The organism is Zhongshania aquimaris (genome assembly GCF_019312595.1).
GTDB classification, from domain to species: Bacteria; Pseudomonadota; Gammaproteobacteria; order Pseudomonadales; family Spongiibacteraceae; genus Spongiibacter; species Spongiibacter aquimaris.
This window is the reverse complement of sequence record NZ_JAHWDQ010000001.1, coordinates 1,384,500-1,408,801: the sequence shown is the minus strand read 5'-3', so window position 1 is coordinate 1,408,801 and position 24,302 is coordinate 1,384,500. Positions and strand designations below refer to the sequence as shown.

The 24,302-nt window shown below is 49.4% G+C and carries 25 protein-coding genes; 10 read left to right on the top strand and 15 right to left on the bottom strand.

The window, feature by feature from the left end:
- Positions 1–236: 236 nt before the first annotated feature.
- Positions 237–1,316 (top strand): SMP-30/gluconolactonase/LRE family protein, encoded by a 1,080-nt coding sequence (locus KXJ70_RS06445; protein WP_219042602.1) that lies wholly within the window; start codon positions 237–239, stop codon positions 1,314–1,316.
- A gap of 41 nt (positions 1,317–1,357) precedes the next feature.
- Here KXJ70_RS06445 and fghA read toward each other — a convergent pair whose 3' ends face one another.
- Both fghA and KXJ70_RS06435 read right to left on the bottom strand, forming a co-directional pair.
- Complete coding sequence (gene fghA, locus KXJ70_RS06440; RefSeq protein WP_255558209.1) at positions 1,358–2,197, bottom strand: S-formylglutathione hydrolase; 840 nt, start codon at positions 2,195–2,197, stop codon at positions 1,358–1,360.
- Positions 2,198–2,248: 51 nt separating this feature from the next.
- Positions 2,249–3,373 (bottom strand): S-(hydroxymethyl)glutathione dehydrogenase/class III alcohol dehydrogenase, encoded by a 1,125-nt coding sequence (locus tag KXJ70_RS06435; protein WP_219042601.1) that lies wholly within the window; start codon positions 3,371–3,373, stop codon positions 2,249–2,251.
- A gap of 121 nt (positions 3,374–3,494) precedes the next feature.
- Between KXJ70_RS06435 and KXJ70_RS06430 the strand changes: the two genes are divergently transcribed.
- Positions 3,495–4,364, top strand: a complete 870-nt coding sequence (locus tag KXJ70_RS06430; RefSeq protein WP_219042600.1) for a LysR family transcriptional regulator — start codon at positions 3,495–3,497, stop codon at positions 4,362–4,364.
- Positions 4,365–4,450: 86 nt separating this feature from the next.
- On the opposite strand, the gene KXJ70_RS06425 is transcribed toward KXJ70_RS06430, so the two are convergent.
- The gene (locus tag KXJ70_RS06425) at positions 4,451–4,834 is read right to left on the bottom strand and encodes a nuclear transport factor 2 family protein (RefSeq protein WP_219042599.1); all 384 of its coding nucleotides are present in this window, start codon (positions 4,832–4,834) and stop codon (positions 4,451–4,453) included.
- A 385-nt stretch (positions 4,835–5,219) separates the two neighbouring features.
- Here KXJ70_RS06425 and KXJ70_RS06420 point away from each other — a divergent pair, with 385 nt between their 5' ends.
- Positions 5,220–5,426, top strand: coding sequence for a hypothetical protein (locus KXJ70_RS06420; protein WP_219042598.1), 207 nt, complete (start codon positions 5,220–5,222; stop codon positions 5,424–5,426).
- A gap of 65 nt (positions 5,427–5,491) precedes the next feature.
- On the opposite strand, the gene KXJ70_RS06415 is transcribed toward KXJ70_RS06420, so the two are convergent.
- Positions 5,492–7,012, bottom strand: a complete 1,521-nt coding sequence (locus KXJ70_RS06415; protein WP_219042597.1) for a transglutaminase-like domain-containing protein — start codon at positions 7,010–7,012, stop codon at positions 5,492–5,494.
- Positions 7,009–7,923, bottom strand: coding sequence for an alpha/beta fold hydrolase (locus tag KXJ70_RS06410; protein ID WP_219042596.1), 915 nt, complete (start codon positions 7,921–7,923; stop codon positions 7,009–7,011). The genes KXJ70_RS06415 and KXJ70_RS06410 overlap by 4 nt, the downstream gene beginning before the upstream one ends.
- Positions 7,924–8,155: 232 nt before the next feature.
- On the opposite strand from KXJ70_RS06410, the gene pomA reads away from it, so the two are divergent.
- The 4 genes from pomA to KXJ70_RS06390 all read left to right on the top strand — a co-directional run bounded on the left by pomA (position 8,156) and on the right by KXJ70_RS06390 (position 10,905).
- Complete coding sequence (pomA, locus tag KXJ70_RS06405; protein WP_219042595.1) at positions 8,156–8,926, top strand: flagellar motor protein PomA; 771 nt, start codon at positions 8,156–8,158, stop codon at positions 8,924–8,926.
- A complete protein-coding gene (locus KXJ70_RS19545; protein WP_369409752.1) occupies positions 8,927–9,766 on the top strand; it encodes a flagellar motor protein MotB in 840 nt (279 codons plus the stop codon).
- 88 nt (positions 9,767–9,854) lie between these two features.
- Positions 9,855–10,418, top strand: coding sequence for a hypothetical protein (locus tag KXJ70_RS06395; protein WP_219042594.1), 564 nt, complete (start codon positions 9,855–9,857; stop codon positions 10,416–10,418).
- A 148-nt stretch (positions 10,419–10,566) separates the two neighbouring features.
- A complete protein-coding gene (locus tag KXJ70_RS06390; RefSeq protein WP_219042593.1) occupies positions 10,567–10,905 on the top strand; it encodes a HopJ type III effector protein in 339 nt (112 codons plus the stop codon).
- A 38-nt stretch (positions 10,906–10,943) separates the two neighbouring features.
- Here KXJ70_RS06390 and bfr read toward each other — a convergent pair whose 3' ends face one another.
- A complete protein-coding gene (gene bfr, locus KXJ70_RS06385; RefSeq protein WP_219042592.1) occupies positions 10,944–11,423 on the bottom strand; it encodes a bacterioferritin in 480 nt (159 codons plus the stop codon).
- 130 nt (positions 11,424–11,553) lie between these two features.
- Positions 11,554–11,751 carry a bacterioferritin-associated ferredoxin gene (locus KXJ70_RS06380; protein WP_219042591.1) on the bottom strand — a complete coding sequence of 66 codons (198 nt, stop codon included), beginning with the start codon at positions 11,749–11,751 and terminating at the stop codon, positions 11,554–11,556.
- A gap of 312 nt (positions 11,752–12,063) precedes the next feature.
- Here KXJ70_RS06380 and KXJ70_RS06375 point away from each other — a divergent pair, with 312 nt between their 5' ends.
- On the top strand, positions 12,064–12,666 hold the full coding sequence (locus KXJ70_RS06375; RefSeq protein WP_219042590.1) for a peroxiredoxin: 603 nt from the start codon (positions 12,064–12,066) through the stop codon (positions 12,664–12,666).
- A 266-nt stretch (positions 12,667–12,932) separates the two neighbouring features.
- Here the strand turns inward: KXJ70_RS06375 and KXJ70_RS06370 are convergent, their stop codons facing one another.
- From KXJ70_RS06370 to KXJ70_RS06335, 8 genes are all read right to left on the bottom strand, one after another.
- Entirely contained in the window at positions 12,933–13,514 is a 582-nt protein-coding gene (locus KXJ70_RS06370) for a superoxide dismutase (RefSeq protein ID WP_219042589.1), read from the bottom strand.
- Positions 13,515–13,625: 111 nt separating this feature from the next.
- Complete coding sequence (gene rnt, locus KXJ70_RS06365; RefSeq protein ID WP_219042588.1) at positions 13,626–14,258, bottom strand: ribonuclease T; 633 nt, start codon at positions 14,256–14,258, stop codon at positions 13,626–13,628.
- Positions 14,259–14,265: 7 nt separating this feature from the next.
- On the bottom strand, positions 14,266–15,300 hold the full coding sequence (gene pyrC / locus KXJ70_RS06360) for a dihydroorotase (protein WP_219042587.1): 1,035 nt from the start codon (positions 15,298–15,300) through the stop codon (positions 14,266–14,268).
- A 149-nt stretch (positions 15,301–15,449) separates the two neighbouring features.
- Positions 15,450–15,752, bottom strand: coding sequence for a ComEA family DNA-binding protein (locus KXJ70_RS06355; RefSeq protein ID WP_219042586.1), 303 nt, complete (start codon positions 15,750–15,752; stop codon positions 15,450–15,452).
- Positions 15,753–15,871: 119 nt separating this feature from the next.
- Entirely contained in the window at positions 15,872–16,930 is a 1,059-nt protein-coding gene (locus KXJ70_RS06350; protein WP_219042585.1) for a polyamine ABC transporter substrate-binding protein, read from the bottom strand.
- A gap of 43 nt (positions 16,931–16,973) precedes the next feature.
- Complete coding sequence (locus tag KXJ70_RS06345) at positions 16,974–17,756, bottom strand: ABC transporter permease (protein ID WP_219042584.1); 783 nt, start codon at positions 17,754–17,756, stop codon at positions 16,974–16,976.
- Positions 17,743–18,669, bottom strand: a complete 927-nt coding sequence (locus KXJ70_RS06340) for an ABC transporter permease (RefSeq protein ID WP_219042583.1) — start codon at positions 18,667–18,669, stop codon at positions 17,743–17,745. Before KXJ70_RS06340 ends, KXJ70_RS06345 begins: the two co-directional genes overlap by 14 nt.
- Positions 18,670–18,672: 3 nt before the next feature.
- The gene (locus KXJ70_RS06335; RefSeq protein ID WP_219042582.1) at positions 18,673–19,755 is read right to left on the bottom strand and encodes an ABC transporter ATP-binding protein; all 1,083 of its coding nucleotides are present in this window, start codon (positions 19,753–19,755) and stop codon (positions 18,673–18,675) included.
- 215 nt (positions 19,756–19,970) lie between these two features.
- Here KXJ70_RS06335 and KXJ70_RS06330 point away from each other — a divergent pair, with 215 nt between their 5' ends.
- Both KXJ70_RS06330 and KXJ70_RS06325 read left to right on the top strand, forming a co-directional pair.
- Positions 19,971–21,191, top strand: coding sequence for an argininosuccinate synthase (locus KXJ70_RS06330; RefSeq protein WP_219042581.1), 1,221 nt, complete (start codon positions 19,971–19,973; stop codon positions 21,189–21,191).
- 146 nt (positions 21,192–21,337) lie between these two features.
- Positions 21,338–24,286: a choice-of-anchor I family protein gene (locus KXJ70_RS06325; RefSeq protein ID WP_219042580.1), complete on the top strand. Its 2,949-nt coding sequence runs from the start codon at positions 21,338–21,340 to the stop codon at positions 24,284–24,286.
- The last annotated feature ends 16 nt before the right edge of the window (positions 24,287–24,302 follow it).

Below are 24,302 nucleotides of genomic sequence, written 5' to 3'. Positions count from 1 at the left end.
TATCAATAAATAGCCAGCAAAATGTCGTCAAATGATAACTTTTAGAATAGTCTTATCAAGCCACTGTTGCCAGTATTTGCATTGGTGTGTTTCGCCTTGGCATTGAGTTTTTGTTCGAGAAATTAGGTTGGCGTCAAAAAGCGATGGTAAAAATGTGCCGAGTGAATAGTTTTGCGGGGCGATGCAATACAATACAACTTCTCGACTGACAACATACAACAATAAGAGAGTGTGACATGGGATATTTCTTGCGCGTATGTGCTATCGCAGTTTTGGTGTTATTTATTGGAGGCTTGGCATTGTTTGCCCGTTCTCCGCTTGAGCCGGTGGCATTTACGCCGCCAGCGAGTGCCGCCTTTGCAGAAAATAATCGTTTGTCGACGCTCAAAACCTATTTACACGATGTGGGTGTGGGGCCAGAAGATGTCGTAAAAGGTCCCAATGGGCTTTTCTACACAGCTTATATGGATGGCCGGATCGTGTGTTTTGGGCTAAGGGACGGCGAGCCTGACCCCAGTACTATTCGGGAGTTTGTGAATACCGGCGGTCGCCCGCTGGGAATGCAGTTTGATGGTGCGGGAAATTTAATTGTTGCCGACGCATTTAAGGGCCTGTTGTCTGTGGCGGCCAGCGGCGAGATTAGTGTTTTAGTGCACTACGATAATGAGCTTAATTTGCGCTTTATCGATGATGTGGATGTGGCCGAAGACGGCACAATTTGGTTTAGCGATGTTTCGACTCGCTTTGGCTTGCATGATTACATTTACGATTTGCTAGAGGCTAGCGCGACGGGCCGACTTTTGAGTTACTCCCCAGCCAGTGGCGAGCTCAAGGTGCGTGCCAGCGGTCTTTATTTTGCTAATGGGGTAAGTCTTGGTCCTGACGATAGCTGGGTATTAGTCAATGAAACGGGCGCATCGCGGGTGACTCGCCTTTGGCTAAAAGGACCAAAGGCAGGTGTTCAAGATGTGTTTATCGACAATTTACCAGGCATGCCTGACAACATCAGTTTTAATGGTAGCGATACTTTTTGGCTGGCCATACCGGCATTGCGAAGCAAGGAGATTGATCTATTAGCGCCGTACCCTTTGATACGTAAATTATTGGGAGGCTTGCCGGCCAACATGCTGGTGCCCTCTAGTGATCTCGGTTTTGCGCTCGGACTCAGTTTGGATGGCGCCGTGAAGTTTAATTTACAGTCCCATGACGGACGGTATCACACAGTGACTAGTGTAAATGAGTACGATGGCCAGCTCTGGCTCGGTAGCTTGGCAATGCCTTCAATCGCTGTGCTACCGGTGCCGCAGGCGGAGTGACATGACAGGTGCTGAGTTAACGGCTCAGGCACCTCTCCTGTTTACGGCTGCATATGTACCGCATGAAAGCGCAGGTGCTCTTCAATAAAGCTGGCGATGAAATAGTAGCTATGGTCGTAGCCATCGTGGCTATTTAGCTCAAGCGGATAACCGCTAGCATTGGCGGCAGCCGTGAGGGTGTCAGGTTTTAGTTGTTCTTCCAGAAACTGATCAGCATTGCCTTGCTCAACTCTTGCGGGTACAAATTGTTGTGCGTTGCGCATGAGTTCGCTGGCGTCGTGTTGCGGCCACTGGGATTTATCGTCACCTAAGTACTGCGTAAAGGCCTTTTGCCCCCAGGGGCAATTTATCGGATTGCTGATGGGGCTGAATGCCGATACCGATTGGTAGCGCAGTGGATTTTTTAGCGCGATAGTTAGTGCGCCATGGCCACCCATTGAATGGCCTGAAATTGAGCGCATGCCCGACACGGGGAAATTCGCCTCGATGAGGGCAGGCAATTCTTCCACAATATAGTCGTACATTTGGTAGTGCCGATTCCACGGCGCTTGGGTGGCGTTGACATAAAACCCCGCGCCTTTACCTAGGTCGTATCCTTCATCGTCAGCTACGTCGTCGCCACGCGGGCTGGTATCGGGAGCGACAATCGCGATGCCGAGCTCGGCGGCGATAGCTTGTGCGCCGCTTTTCTGCATAAAGTTTTCATCGGTGCAGGTCAGTCCTGACAGCCAGTAGAGTACCGGAACGGTATCACCTGTGGACACTTGGGGCGGCAGATAAATTGCAAAACGCATATCGCAATTCAGCACGGCAGAGCGGTGACTATACTGCTTGTGCCAACCGCCGAAGCTTTTATTACTACTGATGTTTTCAATGCTCATAAGGTATTACATTGCCCCGCGGGGCAATGTCCTCTTCGTTATATGGCGGATTTAATAATGCACAACTGAGCGAATGCTTTTACCTTCATGCATAAGCTCAAATGCCTCGTTAATCTGCTCCAGCGGCATGGTGTGGGTAATGAAATCACTGAGTTTAAATTCGCCGGCAAGATAGCGCTCTACGTAATCCGGCAATTCCGAACGGCCTCTAACACCACCGAAGGCGGTACCGCGCCAGACTCGGCCCGTTACAAGCTGGAAGGGGCGAGTTGATATTTCCTGGCCTGCGCCTGCAACCCCAATGATCACCGATTCGCCCCAGCCTTTATGGCAGCATTCCAGCGCCGAGCGCATGGTGTTCACATTGCCAATGCATTCAAAGGAAAAGTCCACGCCGCCATCGGTCATGGCCACAATCACTTCTTGAATGGGTTTGTCGAAAAGTTTGGGATTAATGCAGTCTGTTGCACCTAATTTCTTAGCCAATTCAAATTTAGACTCGTTGATATCGATGGCAATGATACGGCTGGCTTTGGCCATGACGGCCCCAATTACCGCTGACAAGCCTATACCACCTAAACCGAATATAGCGACGGTGTCGCCTTGTTTGACTTTGGCTGTGTTCATCACCGCACCCATGCCGGTGGTCACACCGCAGCCGAGTAGGCAGACTTCTTCAAGCGGTGCGCTGGGGTTCACCTTTGCCAGTGATATCTCTGGTAGCACGGTGTATTCCGAGAACGTGGAGCAGCCCATATAGTGAAAGATGGCTTGTCCGTCTTTGTAAAACCGCGTAGTGCCGTCTGGCATGAGGCCTTTACCCTGGGTTTCACGAATTTTCTGGCAGAGGTTGGTTTTTCCTGACAGGCAAAATTTGCATTCGCCGCACTCGGGCGTGTAAAGCGGAATCACGTGGTCGCCAACTGCCACGCTGGTGACACCTTCGCCTACTTGTTCGACGATACCGCCGCCTTCATGACCGAGAATGGCGGGGAAAATACCCTCTGGATCATCGCCCGACAAGGTGAATGCATCTGTGTGGCATACCCCAGTGGCGACGATGCGGACAAGTACCTCACCTGCCTTGGGTAGCATGACGTCGACTTCTTCAATTTTTAATGGCTGGCCGGGACCCCAGGCCACAGCGGCTTTAGATTTTATAAATTGGTCTGACATGGAGTCGCTCCGAGAGATGGTTGGATGATAACGGGATTATAGAGAACAGCATTGATTGTAATTGTTTCCTCATTGCGTGTAATGTTCATTATATGTAAAAGACTTTTACGAGGCAGTAATAATGTCAGAATGGAACGGGGTTAGTGAGTTTGTCGCGGTAGCGGAAACCGCGAGTTTTACGGCGGCGGCAAAACGTCTTCGCCTTTCTGTGGCTCAGATAAGTAGACAGGTCGCTAGCTTGGAGGCGCGTCTCAAGGTGAAGTTGCTTTATCGCACCACCCGTAAAGTTGCGCTCACTGAAGCGGGTGCCGTTTATTTTCGACACTGTAGCCATGCCCTGGAGGGTTTGCTAGACGCAGAAAGAGCGGTATCCGATCTGCAGGCCACGCCTCAGGGTAAGATAAAACTTACCGCACCGATTACCTTTGGTGAGGAGCGGGTCATGCCGTTGATCAATGATTTTATGGTGCTAAATCCTCAGCTAGAGGTTGAGTGTTTGCTATCAAATCAGTTGGTGGATATTTTGGCTGACGGCTATGATCTGGCAATTCGCCTGGGTCATTTGCAGGATTCGAGCATGATTGCGCGAAAACTATCTGCGCGGCGGCGCCATGTTTGCGCCGCTCCTGACTATATAAGTCGTTTTGGTGTACCGCATACAGTATCAGAATTAGATCAGCATGAATGTTTGGTGGGCGGGTCAGGGTACTGGCGCTTCATGGAGAGCGGAAAAGCGCGAAGCATTAAAGTGTCGGGTCGAATTCAGTGCAATAGCGCCTACGCCTTAGTTGATGCCGCGCTCAAGGGCTTGGGCTTAATCCAGGTGCCGGACTACTATGTTCAAGATCATATCAAACAAGGGCGCTTATTGATGGCCTTGGATTTTTATCAGGAACCAGAAGAAGGTATTTGGGCCTTGTATCCTTTTAATCGTCAGCTGTCACCCAAGATTAAAAGTCTGGTGGATTACCTGGCCGAACACATGGGCTGAGAAACGTATAACGGATAAAGCCCGCGGAAATTTTCTTCCCCCGAATCTGTTGAGCGATTTGGGCGAGAAATTTGTTTGCTCTACTTTTATAAGCTCTCGAGCATTTCGCGCATCTTATCCTTCACTAAATTGATCGCTTTGTATGGGCGGAGCATCACCTTAAAATCGGCGATCTTGCCGTCGTGATCCCAGCGGATCATGTCCACGCCATTGACCTGCACACCATCGACATCGACCGTAAATTCCAAGATAGCATTTTTGTCATCGGCGACCTCGCGCACGTAGTGAAAACTGTCATTGAGAAGAACGTGGAAAGCGGCGCTGAGGTACATTTTGGTGACCTCTTTCCCGACTTGCGGCGTATGTACTACCGGTGAGTGGAATGTCGCGTTGTCGGCGAGGATATCGTCAAGCATGGCGATATCGCGGGCGGTAATAGCGTGGTGCCAGTCGGCGAGTTGATTCGGCATTCGGGTATCTCTGTCAGATTATTATTGTTCAAGCATAGCAGACACTCATATTAGCGGTGATCACGATACGTGTTTTCTGGTCGCTCTCGATACTTCTAAGTTTCTTGCGCAGCCGTGGCTCTGGTCGCAGGTCGTACGCAATTTATTGGCAGCTGCGATGCTGTAGTGATTGCCTCATCGGGTAGTTTGGTAAACTAAATGCACTTCTGGCGCCGAGGCGTGTGATAAAAAATCCCATGTTTTTTGATTTTTTTGTGTTTTGTCACAATACATTAATACGAATGTCACAATTCGACACGATAATTACTCCGTTAAAGGCCCTCGTGCAGTGCGTGTAGGTTGCCGCAAGATTGATTAGCTGCCTCAGGGCGACGGAGTATAGGTAATGAGTGTAAATAGTTTTGTACGTGTCATGATGCTGGCACTGGTTGCAGTGGCCGCAGCGCCGATGAGTGCAGTGGCTGATGAGCCGGTGCAATTGATTGAAGAAGTGACTGTTGTTGGTGCGGTTCGCGCTGGCGCTGTTGAGGTCGCGGAGATTGATGTGGCTAGCGATCAAACACTGCAAGAAATGCCGGTTGCTTACGAATAAGTCTGGCTTTTAGTAAATCAGTTTTACCCCCACTTTTTGGTCTTTTGTCAGGAGGCGCTGTGCATTCAGCGTCTCCTGATTTGTATTGCCGATGCGATACGTATTTTATGTAACTGTTCGTTAATTTTTAGAATGTCACTCTGATCGCCATTACTCAGACCCAGCGCGATATAGCCAGCGGTAAAGTCCCCCAAGCCACTGTCAAAGCTCTCCCATTTACTGCCTGTCCATGCCTGCACCCACGCGTGCGGTACAAACACGTATTTGCGCCCCAAAAATCGTTCGTTGTTATAGGCCAACCCAAATACCACTCTGGTGGGTATGTTCGCAGCTCGGGCGAGGGTAGCTAGTAATAAGGCGTGCTCAGTGCAATCGCCCTGCTGACTATTGAATGCCTCTAAGGCGGTTGCATAGCCGGAGTAGCTGGGTTCGTCGCTCATATGTCGGGTCACAAAACGCGTGAGGCGCTGCATCTGCCCGCTGGGGTCGGAATCGTGATCTGGTAGCAGTTCTGCGACCAGATTTTTGAATATCGGGTTCTGCGCGGGCAGCCAGTAATTGTCCTTGAGTGCGGTATTCAGATCCTCATCGCTGGGTGGCGATTCTGTTCCGCAATTGCCGCAGACGACAAGCTCGGTACCTTCCGGACTAATAGTTACGCTTTGCTCGTAAGTGGTGGGTGGCTGCAAATCAAAATCACCACTTAAGTGATAGCGTATTTTTCCCTGCAGGGCACTATCACTAATGCGATAGGGCGATTGTATAAGCTGCCGGTAGACATGGGTGTTTGGTATAAAGTCAGCGGTCGCGCAGGCACGGTCACAGCTCGCAAATAGAACGTCTTCGCCGTTTGAGTGGCTGCGCTCTGTTAGTGGGTAAAAGTGCGCGTCAGTGAAAATATCACTAGTCTTGCTGTTTTCGCCGATCGCGGTGGCTTTTTGTATATGCCATGCATAAGCGGAGTTGGCTGAGTCGGTATAGGCGTTGATTGTTAGGCTGATCTTGTCAAAGCTGCGGGTACTGAAATTCCAGCTGTAATACGTCAGGGGCACATCGCGCGGCTCGTGTTTTAGCAAAGCAAGTCGAAGGCCCTCCGGCAGATAGAAAGGCTCCGGAATGGCATATTTCTCCACCTTGGCGTCTTGTTTTAGCGTTACCACAAGCGTGTTTCCGCTCACCTTTGCGTTCATTTGGTGGTTGGCGGTTTCCGAGGTCATGGTTTTACTTAGCGAAATTGCCTTGCCGTTAATCGACTCTTGATAGCTCAGAATCGTACTGATTTTACGGTCGCGAGTACCGGGTTGGCTCAAGGTTAGCGCCAGCGTTTCTGTGCTGTTGATGCGCTCGCTATTAAGTTCTCTCCGAATATGGCGATATCCCATCTTATGGTCGCCAAGGCTGACAGTTTGCCATTGATCACTAAGGAGACTGCCCGGCTCGGCGGATTTTACTGCGACTAACTGTTGGTTTGAGGCGCAGGATGCCAGCAGGATAGTCAGCGTGATCGCACTAATTAACATTGCTATCTGGCTTGTCGGCCAGTGCGTGTCGGCTTTTGAATAAGTAAGCACCTGCAATATTTTCACGGCTGACTACTTAGCAGTTGCTGTTCACGTAGCCAGGCATAGCTTTTGGTAACAACTTGCTGGCAGTCCTCCTGTAAGGCCATGTGTCCAGTGCCGGTGATGACGCCGTGGCTGACATGCTGGGAAACCCTGGCAATATTGCGGGCGAAATCCTTGGGTTTGTGAAGGTAGGAGTGCTCCGCACGCAAGACCAGGGTCGGAACCGTAATATGGCGCAAAGCTTGCCATGGCGAATAGGTGTGTTGAAAGTTGTGGGCTTCCCATTCGCGACCGTAGCGCAAGGTAAAGCTGCCATCGTCTTGCTCGACTAAGCCCGCTTGTGCGTAATCGTCGAACGCCACGTCAGAAAATCGCCGGTAGGCCGACTTTTCTCGGTGATAGTTGATGAATGCTTCGCGGCTTTCCCAGTGTGTTTTTCTGCGCAGGGTACTTTTTACAAGCTTCATTTGGCCCATCAACGTGGTGGGCGCGATTGTCGCAATCTTAGGCATGATGTGGCCTGGAATAGCAGCGGGATCGAATATTAACAAGGCTTTAAACAAATCCGGTCGTTTGGCGGCGGCCAAGGCGCTTACCGTGCCGCCGATTGAGTGGCCCATGGCGATAACTGGGCCTTTATGCTGGCTTACGCGCCGGTGGTCGAGAAAGGCAATTAAATCGTCGGCGTGTTGGCGCCATGTGAAGCCGCGCGACGGAGGCTCTTGGTTCCATGCCCCCCGATTCTCAAGCCCAATAACGCTAAAGTCACGCATAAAGCGGTCGAGGAAAAATCGGTAACTCCCTATCGGGAAGCCATTCGCTGCGGAGAAATGCAGTGTGTCGTTATTTGACTCAGATTCGAGCCAGCGTGCAGGCCCGCGGCCAAAATCGAGTTGGTGGTGAGTAAGCATGGTCTGGGGCAGTGAACTCATATTGTGTGTTGCGCAAGCATACCATGTAGAAAAGTGCCACGTGCAATGTCAGTTTGCGAGTTTACTTGGGTGGCGGAAATAGAAATTTAGTGTGCGCTATCAGGGTATTCTCTTATACAGAGAGTGCGACTTCGGCCGTTAAGTGGGTTACGTATGAGGGCAATAGTCGACGAAGTTTTTTCGTTAGCTGACATTATGCCCAGCTAGGTAAACAAGGCATTGGAGAAGTCCGTTGGATATCGCAACTCTTTTAGGCATGTTGGGCGCGCTGGGTGTCATTGTCGTGGCAATTTTAATCGGCGGCAGCGCGAGTGGGTTTATTGATGCGCCAAGTCTGTTGATTGTGGTTGGTGGTGGTTTACTCGCCAATTTGGTGAAGTTTCCACTGGACCAAACCTTGGGCGCGTTTAAGGTGGCGTCCCGCGCATTTGTCCACAAAACAACAAGCTCTGAAGCCTTGATTGCTCAGTGCATGGAAATGGCTGGTGTGGCCCGTAAAGAGGGCTTGCTTGGTTTAGAGTCGCTTGAAATTAGCAATGAATTCTTGAATAAGGGTGTGCAAATGGCAATTGATGGCCACGACCCAGAATTTGTGCGCCGAGTGCTAAACAAAGAAATAAATTTGGCCATTGAGCGCCATGAGATGGGCGAGTCCGTGTTCAAGGGGTTTGGCGAATCCGCTCCCGCTATGGGTATGATCGGTACTCTGGTGGGGCTGGTGCAGATGATGTCGAATATGTCTGATCCCAAAGCGATAGGGCCCGCCATGGCGGTTGCCTTGCTAACTACCCTTTACGGCGCAGTTCTGGCTAATGTTGTCGCTCTTCCGATTGCTGAAAAGTTGGCGTTCAGAACATCTGAGGAGCGTCGCAATCGTCATCTCATTCTTGAAGCGGTTGACGGTATTCAAGAGGGTATTAATCCTCGGGTTCTTGAATCCCTGCTGTCCACTTACTTGCCAGACAATAAGCGCGAGCCTGATAAAAAGGCGGAGGAGGCGTAAGTGGATGATGCACATGTTAAAAAGCCTGACGCGGGTGCGCCAGCGTGGGTACTTACTTTCGCTGACTTGATGTCTTTGCTCTTGGCATTCTTTGTGTTGCTGTTTTCGTTCTCGGAAATGGATAAGCAAAAATTTAAAGAATTGTCTGGTTCGATGAAAGACGCGTTTGGTGTGCAGCGCGAGGTGCCGGCGTTTAAGCCGCCAATTGGTACCAGCATGATAGCGCGGGACTTCACTCCTGGCACGGTGAGGCCGACGGCAGAGAATCAAGTACGCCAAGAAGCTATGCGCGAAATGACGGATTTTGTGTCGGTCGAGGCAGATGACCAAATGTTAGATGACCTTGAAAAGGTGAAAGCACATCTGCAATTGGAGATTAGTGAAGGTCTCGTCGAAGTCGAGAATGATGGCAATAAAGTGATTATTATTCGAATTCGTGAAAGAGGGTCGTTCCCGTCTGGTAAGTCGGATCTTTCGCCAGGATTTGACGCGGTTATTGTTAAATTTGGCAACGTCTTGGATGATATTTCTGGTCAAATTGTAGTGGCAGGCCACACGGATAACCGCCCAATTCATACCGACAGATTCTATTCGAATTGGGATTTGTCATCAGCGCGAGCTGCGACTGTGATACGCAGTATTGTTGAACGCAGTGGTCAATCACCTGCCCGCTTTAGGGTGGCGGGGTACGCGGATACCAGGCCGATTGCTGATAATAAGACTGTCGAAGGACGTGCGAGAAATCGTCGAGTTGAGATATTCATGTTGCGAGGAGCAACTCAAGACCCTGTGATGGGCGGCGTTGTGGGTGAATTTGAAACGTCGATGGGGGAAAACTAGTATTATTTGAGGGCTGAATAATCTTTTTAGTGCTTAAGCTGGCATTCAGTTAACTCCTGATACTTTACACTCACACAAAGGAGAAACGATGATGACAAATACTAAAGCACTAGATATTGGAAGCCCTGCGTTGATCCGTAACCTTGCGCTGACCGTGCTGCTGATCGCCGCGGTGGCGGTGTCGCCTAAACAGGCTCATGCAGACGGCATAGAGACGGCGGCCGCAATCATGATTGGTGCGGCGGTATTGTACGCCGCGCACGACTCAAATAAAGATGATCGACATTATCGCCATGGCCATGTGCACGACAGGCGCTGTGGTCATCAGGTGAGTTATCGTGATAATTCGCACTATAATCGTTACGGCAACAGTTATAGCTACAATAACGGCGGGTATCGAAATCAGCATGTCTATACTGACGTTCATACCAGCCACGGCAAAAACTACTATTACCAAGACAAGAAACACAATAATGGCAAAAAGTACGGCCATGATAAGCACGATAATCGGGCTGACCGCTTCGCTCGTGATAACCATGATCGTCGTTACCAAGGTAATAATGATCATCAGGGGCACGGAAACCTAAACGATCGTCAAAAACACAATGCGAATTACTGGAATACACGCGTCAAGGTCAGCGATAGGCACTAAGTAAAGACGCAAACCTAGTGTAGTAACACTTAATGATAATACCGGACTCGTTCCGGTATTTTTTTGTCTGGTAATTGATGGTCTTACTTACCCAATTTGCTCGGTATAATGAAGGGAGACTTTGACAGCCATTTGAATAGGATGAACGATGACCACCGAACAGCTTATAGCAAAACTAAATATCGCACCGCAGCCATTTGCTGACGTTATTGCGGTGATTGATGCGGAGTATGTATTCACTCCCACCGCATTTTCTAACGGTGAGCAAAAGAACGCTGCCGGCACAAATAACGGATCGTGTAAGATTTTTGCATTTGGACTTTTACATCATTTGGGTCAGCAGGCCACGCTAAATGCCTTTGGCGATTTTTATACGCAAGATGTGCTAGCGAATCCTAGCGGAAGTGATCACGCCAACATTCGTAATTTTATGCGTAAAGGCTGGGATGGGGTCCATTTTGAGGGCGACGCATTAAGGCGCGCTTAAAATCAGAATACGCCCCAGCGAAGGGGCGTAAAAATAGCTTAGCTGCCAATGCTGCCCATCATGGATTGCTGGTAATTCTGGATTCCCACTTTGTCGATAAGGCTTAGCTGAGTTTCCAGCCAGTCGATGTGTTCTTCTTCAGATTCTAAAATGTCTTCCATTAGCTCGCGGCTTATATAGTCGCCAACCGATTCGCAATATTTAATACCGTCCTTGAGGTCGGGGACGGCCTTTAGCTCGAGGCTAAGGTCACACTCCAGCATTTCCTTGGTGTTTTCGCCAATCAGTAATTTGCCGAGATCTTGTAGATTAGGCAGACCTTCTAAAAAGAGGATTCGTTCGATGAGCTTATCGGCGTGTTTCATTTCGTCGATAGATTCATGATATTCGTAGTCGGCTAGCTCTTTCAATCCCCAGTCTTTGAACATCCGAGAGTGGAGAAAATATTGGTTAATCGCTACGAGTTCATTGCCGAGGGCTTTGTTGAGGTAGGCAATAACCTTGCTGTCACCTTTCATGATTGCTGTCCTTTCTGCGATTAGCTATATGCGAGCGATAAGTGTGCTTGCAGAAAGGTCTGAAAGTCAAGCTAAGTAATTGATTTATAAGGTATATGGAGAAGAGTAAAGCTAATCGTTATCAGTTGCGTTACGCCGCTGCATAACACAGATTCTCGTCATAGCTATTGAGATAGCTGTCGTATATATCGCGAGCGAGCGAACCACATTTTCCGCATTGGCTGGCTAATTCAAGTTGGCGACGAACCTCACGAAAGCTACCTGCGCCGCTATCTACAGCGTCGCGTATGTGCTTATCGGTAATACCTTTACAGAGACAAACGTACATTCTATTTTAAATCTCACTGAGTTCGAAATCTAATGGCAACGATAATGCAAATGAGAATGCTTGTCAATTAAGATTTCGCCGACGATTTATTCTGCTTTCAATAGTGAATAGCTATGGTATCGATATGAAAATTCAATGGGATTGGCCGAAGGTGGCGTGTATGATTGCCGATCTAAACTGAGTTTTTTCGGCATTCCTTGTCGTTTTATAAACATAAGAAACCGTCACACACTAGAAGTATTGCCTCGTTGTACAGGCGAGATAACTAATGAGTGAAAGTTTCTTTTCAACTACTAATCAGAGGTGTTTTACATGGGTGTTCTTGTAGGCAAGCCAGCTCCAGACTTCACATGCGCAGCAGTGCTTGGCAATGGTGAAATTGTTGATAGCTTCACATTGAGCGAAGCTGCTAAAGGCAAATATGCGTTGTTGTTCTTCTACCCACTGGACTTCACATTTGTGTGCCCATCAGAGCTGATCGCATTAGATCACCGCATGGATAAATTCCGTGAGCTGGGTGTAGAAGTCATCAGTGTGTCTATCGACTCACAGTTTACCCACAATGCATGGCGTAACACGGCGATCAAAGACGGCGGTATTGGCCCAGTGACTTACACGATGGCCGCTGACGTTCGTCACGACATTTGCCGCGCTTACGATGTTGAAGCTGAAGGTGGTGTTGCATTCCGTGGCGCGTTCTTGATCGACAAAGCTGGTTTGGTTCGCTCACAGTTGATCAACGATCTGCCTCTTGGCCGCAATGTGGATGAATTGGTGCGTCTGGTTGAAGCACTACAGTTCCACGAAGAGCATGGCGAAGTATGCCCAGCTGGCTGGAATAAAGGCGATAAGGGCATGAATGCCTCTCCAGATGGCGTTGCTGCTTACTTGGCTGAGAATTCAGATAAGCTGTGATGAGATAGTCTGGTGTCAGACGTCTGACGTAAAAACCCGCTGCATCGAAAGGTGTGGCGGGTTTTTTTTACGCTGGATGGGAGGCGGGAGACGCTAATAGGCGCTGGTCGGAAGTCTGGTGTCGGAAGTCGGACGAACGAATTAGCGTTCTCCGTCTCCCGTCAAGCATCTCCCGCTAACAGAGCATAAAAAAAGCCCGGTGCGATACGCGCACCGGGCTTTTTTCGTCCAACGCCCGACCTCAGACGTCTGACTAAATTTCGCTACTAAGCGAAGTTTTTAGCTGCAAATTCCCAGTTCACCAAATTCCAAAAGCCTTCCAAGTATTTTGGGCGGGCATTGCGGTAGTCGATGTAGTAGGCGTGTTCCCATACGTCGGCTGTAAATAGTGGAGTTTGACCTTCGCGGGCAATTGGGGTGTCAGCATCATCGGTATTAACGATTTCTAAGCTGCCATCGGTGTTTTTAACAAGCCATGTCCAGCCTGAGCCAAAGTTGCCGACTGCTTTGCCGTTGAATGCGGTTTTGAATTCGTCAAAAGAACCAAACGCCTTATCGATAGCTGCAGCTAGGTCGCCAGTTGGAGCGCCGCCGCCATTTGGGCTTAGGCTATTCCAATAAAAAGTGTGGTTCCAAACTTGGGCGGCTTGGTTAAATAAAACGCCGCTAGACGTCTTGATGATGTCTTCGAGTGATTTACCCTCGTACTCGCTGCCTGGCACTAGTTCGTTTAATTTGGTCAGGTAGGCGTTGTGGTGTTTGCCGTGGTGGAAGTCGAGGGTTTCGGCAGAAATATGCGGCTCTAGCGCGTCTTTTGCGTAGGGTAGAGCAGGTAGTTCAAAAGCCATGTGATTCTCTCCTGAGTATGGTTTTGTGTGGTAAAACGGTTAAATGTTGCAGCTGATTTACATGATGTTGCGCTGACATTTCGCTGTTGGTCTTGAATTAATCCAGCAAAATCAGGGCCAACGCCAGCCGCCTAATTGCTGCCAGCGATTGACGATCTGGCAAAATAATTCGGCGGTTTTAAAGGCATCGTAAGCAGCGCTGTGAGCTTCGCTATTGTTGAAGTCAATATCGGCTAACTGACAAGCTCTAGCTAACACGGTATGGCCGTAGGCAAGTCCCGAAAGACTCGCGGTGTCCATTACCGAAAAGGGATGGAAGGGATTACGTTTGATATTGCTGCGCTCAATGGCGGCCAATACAAAGCCGAGATCGAAGTGCGCATTGTGTCCCACCAGCACCGCACGGGTGCACCCATTAGCTTTTACTTGTTGGCGAATTCGCTTCATTAGTTCGCCCATTACAGTCACTTCTTTTTGTGCCTGTCGTAGTGGGTTATGGGGATCAATGCCGGTAAATTCAAGGGCGGCGGGTTCTAAATTTGCGCCTTCGAAAGGTTCGACGTGGTAGCTCACGGTGTCGTCGGGCTCTAACTGGCCAGAGTCATCCATGCGTAAAAACGTAGCGGCTATTTCGAGAACCGCGTCGGTTTGGCAGTTGAAGCCGCCTGTCTCGACGTCAATAACCACCGGTAGGAAGCCTCTAAAGCGTTGCGCAATCATCGATTTTTCATCGCTGAAATCCATAATAGTCTCAGGCTAGCTGCCAGTGCAGTTGTTCACCGCCACGTAGTGGGTAAATGGTGTCGGTGCCGAGCGGAAGTTGCTCCGGCGCGATCCAACTTTTTTTCTGCAAAATAATTGAGTCACTATTGCGGGGCAAACCGTAAAAATCGGGGCCGTAAAAGCTGGCGAAAGCTTCGAGTTTGTCGAGTTTTCCTGCTGTTTCAAAGGCTTCGGCGTAAAGTTCAATTGCTGCGTAGGCGGTATAGCAGCCAGCGCAGCCGCAGCTTGTTTCCTTGCGATTGCGGGCATGTGGAGCAGAATCAGTGCCCAGGAAAAATTTAGGGCTGCCAGAGCTTGCCGCGGCAATAAGTGCTTGCTGATGTGTGTTCCGCTTAAGAATGGGCAGGCAGTAGTAGTGCGGGCGAATGCCGCCGGCCAGCATGTGATTGCGATTGTACAGTAAGTGGTGGGCGGTGATGGTCGCCGCAACATTATCTCCAGACTCGCTGACAAACTGAACCGCGTCAGCGGTCGTAATGTGTTCGAGAACTAGTTTAAGTGCTGGAAATTGCTTACAGATTTGGCGTAGATAACGATCGATGAATTGCGCTTCACGATCAAAAATATCGATCTCGGCGTCGGTGACTTCGCCGTGAACAAGCAGCGGTAAACCGTGTTTTTCCATGCTTTCTAGCACCGGATAGAGCTTTTCGATGTTGGTAACACCGGAGTCTGAATTGGTCGTTGCGCCGGCGGGGTAAAGTTTTGCAGCGTAGACCACGTCTGAGGCCGCCGCGGCGGCAATGTCGCCAGGTTGGGTATTGTCGGTGAGATAAAGCACCATCAAAGGCTGAAGCCTATTGCCAGTGGATGGGAGAGCTTGCTCTATACGCTGCCGATATGCTGTTGCTTCGGCAAGATTACGTACCGGAGGCGTTAAATTTGGCATGACGATCACGCGGCCGAAATAGCGGCTCGCGTCTGCTACGGTATGGCGTAATACCTCGCCGTCTCGCAAATGTATATGCCAGTCGTCGGGGCGGGTGATTTCTAGGGTTTGCATGCTGAGCCTTAGTGCTAGCGTCCACCGGTCACCCGTTTTGGGTCGGCTTTTGGAGGCGTGATCTTAGATCGAGAATGCTACAGTAATTTGCAGGGTGTATAAACACCTGCCGCGCTGGAACGGCGGGTGTTTATGCCGGTGTGGTGGCTTTACTTGGGAGGTGGTGTCGATTTGGCGGCGCTGAAGGTCAATTCATCGCCATTGGCCGTGAGGATACTGTCGCCCACACCGGGAACCTTCAATAAATCATCGGCACTGCGAATGGGGCCTTTTTCTTCGCGGTAGCGAATAATGGCCTCGGCGCGTTTAGGGCCAACTCCCTTCAAGGTTTGTAGCTCTTCGGCACTGGCGGTATTGATATCCATTGCGTTCGCGCTATTAAAGAAAGCGAGTGACAACAGTAGGGCGAATAAAAAACGAGGTGCCGTGAAACGGCAAAGAAAGTATTTCATCGTAAAAATCCTTTTCAAGATGAAGTGTTTAAGAGTAATTGTGCAGGTGCACCATCTGGCGCACCTGTTTCAATCATAGAGCATGTCGATAATTATGCAAAGTCAGCAATACTCTCTGTTTAGCGAACTTTAATCTCTGTCCATAGTTTGTTGATTAAGCGGCGTTGTTTTGCATTGCGTGCAGCCACTGTTTCTAGGGTCTTTTGTACTTCGTCGTTGGGGAAAATAGCAGAGATTTTTAAAATCTCGGGCTCGATAAACGGTGTGGCAGCAGCGTTGGGATTGCCGGTACCGACGACATTGGTCAGTTCGGCGGCGTTTTCTGGTGCCATCATAAAGTTAATGAATTGCAGCGCTAATTCAGGGCTACGGGCTTTTTTCGGAATAACCATATTGTCCAAGGCCAACACTGCGCCTTGTTTTGGCAGTACAAAGTTCACGCTGAAGTCACGGCCAGCGTCCGCGGCATCGACGCGAGCCTGGAACATATCGCTAGAGTAGCCGTGAGCAACCCAAATATTGCCAACGGTTAGCTCTTTTATATAGCTTGATGAGTTAAACGCAGCCCAGTAGGGTTTGGCTTTTAATATCAAAGCCTGCGCTTCTTTTAGGTGTTTTTCGTCGTTGTCATTAATCGAGTAGCCCAGGTATTTAAGCGCCGCGCCGAATAACTCTTCCGAATCATCCATAACGGTGACTTTACCCTTTATTTTCTCCAATACCGCTGGGTCAAAAATAATCGACCAGTCACTTGGGTCAATCCCTAGCTCAGCAATTTTTTCTTCGTTGTAGCCAATTAGCGTGGTGGTGAATGCGTAAGGCAGTGAGTAGACGTTGCCTGGGTCATAAGCTTTATCTAAAAAGCCCTTGGCGGTATTGCCAAGGTTGCTCAGCTTACTTTTATCTAGTGGTAGCAAAAAGCCCTGTTTTACCAGCGCCTCAACGGCATTTTGGGTGGGAATAACCACGTCGTAATCACCGGCGCCAGCCAGCAGCTTTGCCATCATTTCTTCGGTGGCTGAGAAGTAGTCTTGCACTACTTTGCAGCCGCATTGTTCTTCAAAACGGGTGACAGTATCTTCGGCGATATAGTCGTTCCAATTAAACAAGTGTAACGCTTTCTCGGCCATAGCAAATTGCGAAACGAACAGCACAAAACAGCACAGTATCTTTTTCACGGTAGCATCCTTTATATAAGGGTTAGGTAAAGGGTATAGCGGCTTAGTTTCTCAACACCATTGGTGAGATTCGGGAAAGCGCGGTGATCAGTACCAGCGTCACCAGCATAAGCAAGGTGGACACCGCGTTGACTTCAGGAGTGACAGCAATTTTCACCATGGAATAGATCTCCAATGGCAACGTTGAGCTGCCAACCCCTGCAGTAAAAAACGTAATTACAAAATCGTCAATAGAAAGTGTAAATGCCATCATGCCGCCAGCGATAATGCCGGGCTTTAACAGGGGTAAAGTGACCAGGCGAAACGCTTGTAGTGGCGTTGCCCCGAGATCGCGGGCAGCTTCCACTAGGCTTTGGTCCATGCCGGATAGCCGAGATTGCACCGCCAGCGCGACAAAGCCGATACAGAAACTAACATGGGCGAGAATGATTGAGGTCATCCCCAGCGTGGCATTGAAGAGGATGAACATTAGCAGCAGGCTTACCCCGATTAAAATATCGGGCATGGCGATGGGCCCAAGTACTAGTGCCGACAACCATTTTTGGCGGAAACGGTAAATAGAGAGTCCGGCCAATGTGCCTAGCACGGTCGCCAGCAAGGCGCTGATTGTGGCTATGATAAGAGAGTTTGCCGCAGCGTGAAGAATATCTCCGTTCTGAAATAGCTTGTGGTACCACTTCCAAGTAAAGCCGACCCACTCGGCGTTGAGTTTTGAGTCGTTAAAGGAAAACAGCACCACGACGGCCAACGGCACATATAGAAATAAATATACCAGGCTGCCGGCGGCGATCAGAAACTTGCTTGGATAGGCGCTATTTCTTGCCATTGTTTTCTCCAGCTGGACTGCCCAACTTGGCCGCAACTAGCACCAGTACAAGCGTGATTGCGGTGAGGACTAAGGAAAGTACACTGCCAAATGGCCAGTCGCGGGATTCAACAAACTGCTGCTTAATGACATTGCCAATCATGATGCCGTCGGTGCCGCCGAGCAGATCGGGAATGGCAAAAATCCCCAGTGACGGAATAAATACCAACACGGCGCCGGCATAAATGCCGGGTAGAGAGAGCGGCCAGGTAATTAACCAAAAACATTGAAATCGATTGGCGCCGAGGTCTTGTGCCGCATCTAGCAAGCGATGGTCGTGCTTTTCTAAATTGGCATACAAGGGCAGAATCATGAAGGGCAAGTGGACATAAACTAGGCAGACAATGACCGCCGTGCTGCTAAACATGAGGGAAATAGGCTCTAGCCCGAAGCTGCTTGTAACGGCGTTCAATGCAGCAGTGAGTGCACCTTGTGGGCTGAAAATAATCATCCACGCGTATATGCGCACTAAAAAATTGCTCCAGAATGGGAGTATGACGAGCAGTAGCAATAAATCGCGATAGCGCTTTTGACTGCGCGCAATCATTAAGGCAATTGGATACGCCATTAGCACGCAGATTAAGGTTGTTACGAGTGCGTAGGCCAGCGACTTAATCAGTAAGCTAAGGTAAATGTCGGTCTCAAATAGGCGCTGCCAGTTCTCCAGTGTGAGGTCGAGGGTAATGCCGCCGTCGTCAATGTAATACCAAGGCGCTAAGCCACCGTATTCACCCGAGAATCGAAATGAGGCGAATAGCATCATTAGGCTGGGGACGGCAAAAAACAGTAGCAAATAAAGTCCCGGTGGCAGGGACAGTAAAATGCGGCTGAGTCGTTCAGCTCGGTTTAGGGCGGCGGTGAAGAAAGTGCTCACTAGTCAGCGTACCAAGTGGCCGGCGTCAGTGCGCCAGGCAATTTGCACGGCGTCACCGGTATCGAAGAGTCTAGTGCGACCCGGTGCGTCATTGGCTAGCATGGCTTCAATTAATACGCCGTTGGCGAGTTCGATGATGTAAACCGTGACGTCGCCTAAATACAACATGTCGTGGACCTGGCCGCTAAACAATACCTCGTTGTCGTCAGCGACAAGCTGAGCCGCCAACCTGATTTTCTCTGGTCGAAGGGTGAGGGCGCAGTTGTCGCCTGCTAAAAATTCTATTTCAGGATTTGTGCAAACATCGAGTTCGCCTAGCCCCTTAATTGCTATGCGCAGATTTTTTTCGCCGGTCGCAACGACGGTGGCATCGAGTAAATTACATTGGCCAATAAAATCTGCTACAAAGCGGTTGTCTGGGCAGCTGTAGAGCACAGAGGGCTCGTCAATTTGGCTGATTTCCCCTTTGTTCATCACGGCAATGCGGTGCGACAGTGCTAGTGCCTCGCCTTGGTCGTGGGTTACGTAAACAAAGGTGATGCCAATTTCTTTTTGCAGGTTAATAAGCTCAATCTGCATTTGCTCTCGTAATTTTGCATCCAGTGCCGACAGCGGTTCGTCTAGTAGCAGAAGCCTTGGGCGATTTACCAGAGCGCGGGCGATAGCGATACGCTGCTTTTGGCCGCCGGAAAGCTCATCGGGGTAGTGGTTTGCCTTATCGGGTAGGCGCACATCCTCAAGGATTTCGCGCACCATCGCATCAATGACGGGTTTGGCTTTTTTGGCCATCCGCAGTGGAAAGGCGATATTTTCCGCCACGGTCATATGCGGAAACAGTGCGTAGCTTTGGAATACCGTATGGACTGGGCGTTGTTCCGGCGTCAGCGCAGTAAGAGATTTGCCGTCGAGTAAAATCTCGCCGTTGTCTGCTTGATCAAAGCCGGCAATGAGTCGCAGTAGCGTGGTTTTGCCGCAGCCTGACGGGCCGAGCAGGGTAAAGAACTCACCCGCTTCAATGTGCAAGCTCACCTTGTCTAAGGCCACAAAGTCGCCAAAACGGCGCGAAACATCAATGATTTCTAACACTGCTAGGGGGGCTTCCGTGGCGGTTTGCAATGGTCGCTATTTTTTTCCGCTGATGGCCTCCACGTCAATAGCTTTTATTGCCGGTTTGCAGATTGATTTTGACTATATTTCACGTCTTGCAACGCGGCATGGCGCGGCGGCGTAAAGATCGGTAAAATGGCGGTCTTTTTCATCCCGTAGGCGTGGCGTTTTACGGGGCTTCAGCGGAGTGTGTAATGTCGGATATCAACAAGGTTGTGTTGGCCTATTCAGGTGGCCTCGATACCTCGGTTATTGTCAGGTGGCTACAGGATACCTATAAGTGTGAGGTGGTCACGTTTACCGCCGATATCGGCCAGGGCGAAGAAGTGGAACCTGCCCGAGCAAAGGCTAAGGCACTGGGTGTCCAGGAAATTTACATCGACGACCTTCGTGAAGAGTATGTTCGTGATTTTGTGTATCCCATGTTTCGTGCTAATGCGATATATGAAGGCGAGTATTTGCTGGGTACCTCTATTGCCCGCCCGCTGATCGCCAAACGCTTGATCGAAATTGCCAATGAAACGGGTGCGGATGCGATTTCGCACGGCGCAACCGGCAAGGGCAACGATCAGGTCCGTTTTGAGTTGGGTGCATACTCGCTCAAACCCGGTATTAAGGTAATTGCACCATGGCGTGAGTGGGACTTGACGTCTCGTGAAACCTTGATGGCCTATTGTGCCGAGCGCAATATCCCGGTCGATTTTGCCGGTAAAAAGAAAAAGTCTCCTTATTCAATGGACGCCAACTTGCTGCATATCTCCTACGAGGGCGGCAATTTGGAAGACCCGTACTGGGAGCCGGAGGAAGATATGTGGCGCTGGAGTGTTAGCCCTGAGGCGGCACCGGATACGCCAACGTATATTGAACTCGGCTATGAAAACGGCGACCCAGTGACCTTGAATGGCGAAGCATTGAGCCCAGCGACCATGTTAGAAACGCTTAATAAAATCGGTGGTGACAACGGTATTGGTCGTTTAGATTTGGTTGAAAACCGCTATGTTGGCATGAAGTCGCGGGGCTGCTATGAAACCCCAGGCGGCACAATTATGCTGCGTGCGCATCGCGCCATGGAGTCAATCACGCTAGATCGTGAGGCCGCGCATTTGAAAGATGAGCTAATGCCCCGTTACGCAAAATTGATTTATAACGGTTACTGGTTTAGCCCTGAGCGCCGTATGCTGCAAGCTGCAATCGATGAGTCGCAGGCTTTCGTGAACGGTGTTGTTCGCTTGAAACTCTATAAGGGTAATGTGGTCGTAGTGGGTCGGAAATCAGATAATTCGCTGTTCGACGAAGCAATTGCTACCTTTGAAGATGATGCCGGCGCCTACAATCAAAAAGATGCAGAAGGTTTTATCAAGCTTAATGCGCTGCGCCTGCGAATCGCTGCGAATAAAGGCCGCTCGCAGCTGTAAGAGCTGCAAGTATAAAGGGGCGACGCAGCCCCTTTCTGCTTTTAATGAAGATTAAAGAAACAGTAGGGATTGGGCTCTCCTGTTCTTACGCTTAAGTTTCGATGCCGGTCGCGCATCGGCTGAATTTGCAAAATGGGACGTTATTGATGACTTTTTTTGAACCGCAGATGTACGCACGTAGGCTTCAGGTTCTGTCGCTAGCCATTGGTATCACGGCAATTGCAGCCTGTAGCGGCGACGGTAATAGGTCCCGGGGATTTAGCGGCACAGAACCTAATTCTAGACAGTTTAATATTACTGAAAGTTTGACGACGGTGTCTTTTGCTGGCGGTGATACTTTGAGCCTGACAGAAAACTATGGCAGCGGTGCTTTTCGGCCATTAAATGGATCTAATGATGTGTTTTACACAATTAGTGATCGTGGTCCAACTATCGACTGTGCCGACAGCCAGGCAGCTATTGGCGTTGCCAATTTCTGCGGTGGTAACAGCGGATCTATATTTGCGATCCCTGCTTATGTCCCTAAAATCATCAAGTGGCAGCTTAGTGGTATCGGTACCGCATTGAAGCTTGAACAAACCGAAGTGATTACCTTGAAGGGTGGTAGCAACGGTGTTGAGCTTAATGGTCTGCCCAATAGCTTTAGCAATGCGAGCAATGAGAAGGCCTTTGGCCCAAGCGGGATAGAGTTGCAGCCAAGCCCAAGCGGTGTCGATCCAGAGGCGATTGTTCAACTCGACAATGGTAAATTTTGGATTGCCGAAGAAAACGGCCCTAGTTTGCTGCTGGTCGATGTTGATGGTCGGGTTTTACAGCGGCAAGTGCCAGCGGGTTCTGCCTTCGATCTAGGTGGCGCCAATTACACCGTTAGTGATGCAATTTTACCGGCGATTTTTTCCCGTCGTAAAATAGATCGTGGTATTGAGGCTTTGGCCTTAAGCCCAGATAACAAATTTTTGTATTTCATTATGCAAAGCCCGCTGGAAAACCCTGACAGCGCTACCGCGGAAAGTTCGCGAAATGTGCGAATCGGTAAGATCGAGCTTAATAGTGACGGCACGCCGAATGCAATGGTGGGGGAGTATCTATATCGACTAGATCCGAGCTCGAACTACGGTATCAAGTCAGATAATAGCGGTGACCTCGATGGCAATGGCGATTTTCTTGCCCAAAGTGAAGTGACTATTAATGAGGCCATTGCGCTCGCTGAAGATTACTTGGTGGTGGTTGAACAAGCTAAGACAGTGAGTAAATATTTTCGAATCAATCTAGTAAATGCCACCAATATTCTTGGTACCAGCGCGGATACTTTTGGTATTTCGCCAAGTGTGGAGGAGCAGGAGAATCCTTCAGGTATTAAGTTTGTTACTAAGCAGCTTGGCTTTGATTCGCTGACGATGCCGCTGCCAGACAATATTGAGCCGCTGGCCGAAAATATTGAAGGCATGGCACTGTTGGATTCTAATTTTGCAGTACTGCTGAACGATAACCAGTACGGCATTTATGATGATGCAAGCATTGCTAAAGTATTGCCAATAGGTTCATTTGTTGTGCAATCGTCCGCGCCGCTAGAACCTTCCCTAGATTACGCCAATTCCGCATCTTATATGCGGGGCGACAGTAATTTCGGTTCCAATGCGGCGACGTCGGTGGTTGCCGATAGTGCTAGTGAGCAAATGTTTGTTGTCAATAATCAGAGTAATTCTGTCGATGTATGGGATATCTCTGAGCCTCTAACGCCACCGGCAAATAGTACCGAGCTCAATCTTGTGGCTGCAGCCAATGATGCTGGCATCAGTATCGATGCGCCGAAGTGGGTTACCATTGGCGGCGGCTATGTCGCAGTGGCGATTAATAATATTAACCCGCAGGCCAATGGTATTCTCGCTTTATACGATCTTGACGATCTGAGTTTGGTAACCACGTATACCGTAGGTGCCGCACCCAAGATGATCATTTTCGACGCCCTGTCGACGATCATTGCCGTAGCCAATGAAGGTGTCCCCAGTGATGATTACAGCGTCGACCCTGTTGGTTCAGTGACTATTATCGATATCTCAGACGGTGTTGATACGCCAGTATTGACGACCATCGGGTTTGAAGATTTCAATGTGGGTGGCAGTAAAACTTTGCCAGCTGGTGTGCGAATTTATGGTGCAAACAACCCGTCTGTGGCACAAGATTTGGAGCCGGAGCATATTGCGGTTTCCCTCGACAACAATAAATTGTTTGTAACTCTTCAGGAAAATAATGCGGTTGCCGTCATTGATATTGCAGGACTGAGTATTGATCGTATTATCCCGCTTGGTCGTAAGGATTTTGGCGTAGCTGGTAATGAGCTAGACGTTAATGACGACGGTAATATTGATATTCGAACCTGGAGTGGTGTTTACGGGATGTATCAGCCCGATGGTATTGCCGCTTACCGCTTCGGAAATAAAAACTACTTTGTTACCGCCAACGACGGGAAGGTTCGAGCAAACTCCGCCTTTAATGAAGCCGTTCGCGCGCAAGACGCTGATGGTTTCGGAAATGCCGCAGAGATCGATGCAGCTAACCCAAGTGCGTTTGCCGCTCAGAACAGCAGCCAGCTAGGTCGTTTGTTTATCAGTAGTGAAGCTGGTGACACGGACAACGACGGTGATATTGACGAGATAACAGCTTTTGGTGCGCGTTCGTTTTCCATCTGGAGCGAAGACGGAAAATTGATGTACGACTCCGGTGCTGATCTGGCGAAAATCACCCAAAACCTTCCGAATAATGGCTTTAATGATCTCGATCAGGGTAGTGACGAGAGCGGCGCTAAGCCCAAAAGTATTTCTCTATTATCCAGTTTAAATCGCATATACGCGTTTGTGAGTTTAGAGCGCACTGGCGGTATTGCGGTTTACGATATCACCTCACCATTGGGTGTGCAGTTTATTCAATATGTGAATAATCGTTTTGACAACAGTCCTGGAGTGACAAAGGATTTCGGCGCCGACGGTACGGCGGTGTTTTTCTTGGATAGTAAAGCCTATTTAGTAATCGCCAATGCTATGTCTGGCAATGTCCGGGTTATCGAAGTCGACCCAGGTGTAGAAACAAGTGAATAAAGCTACGTAGCTTTCT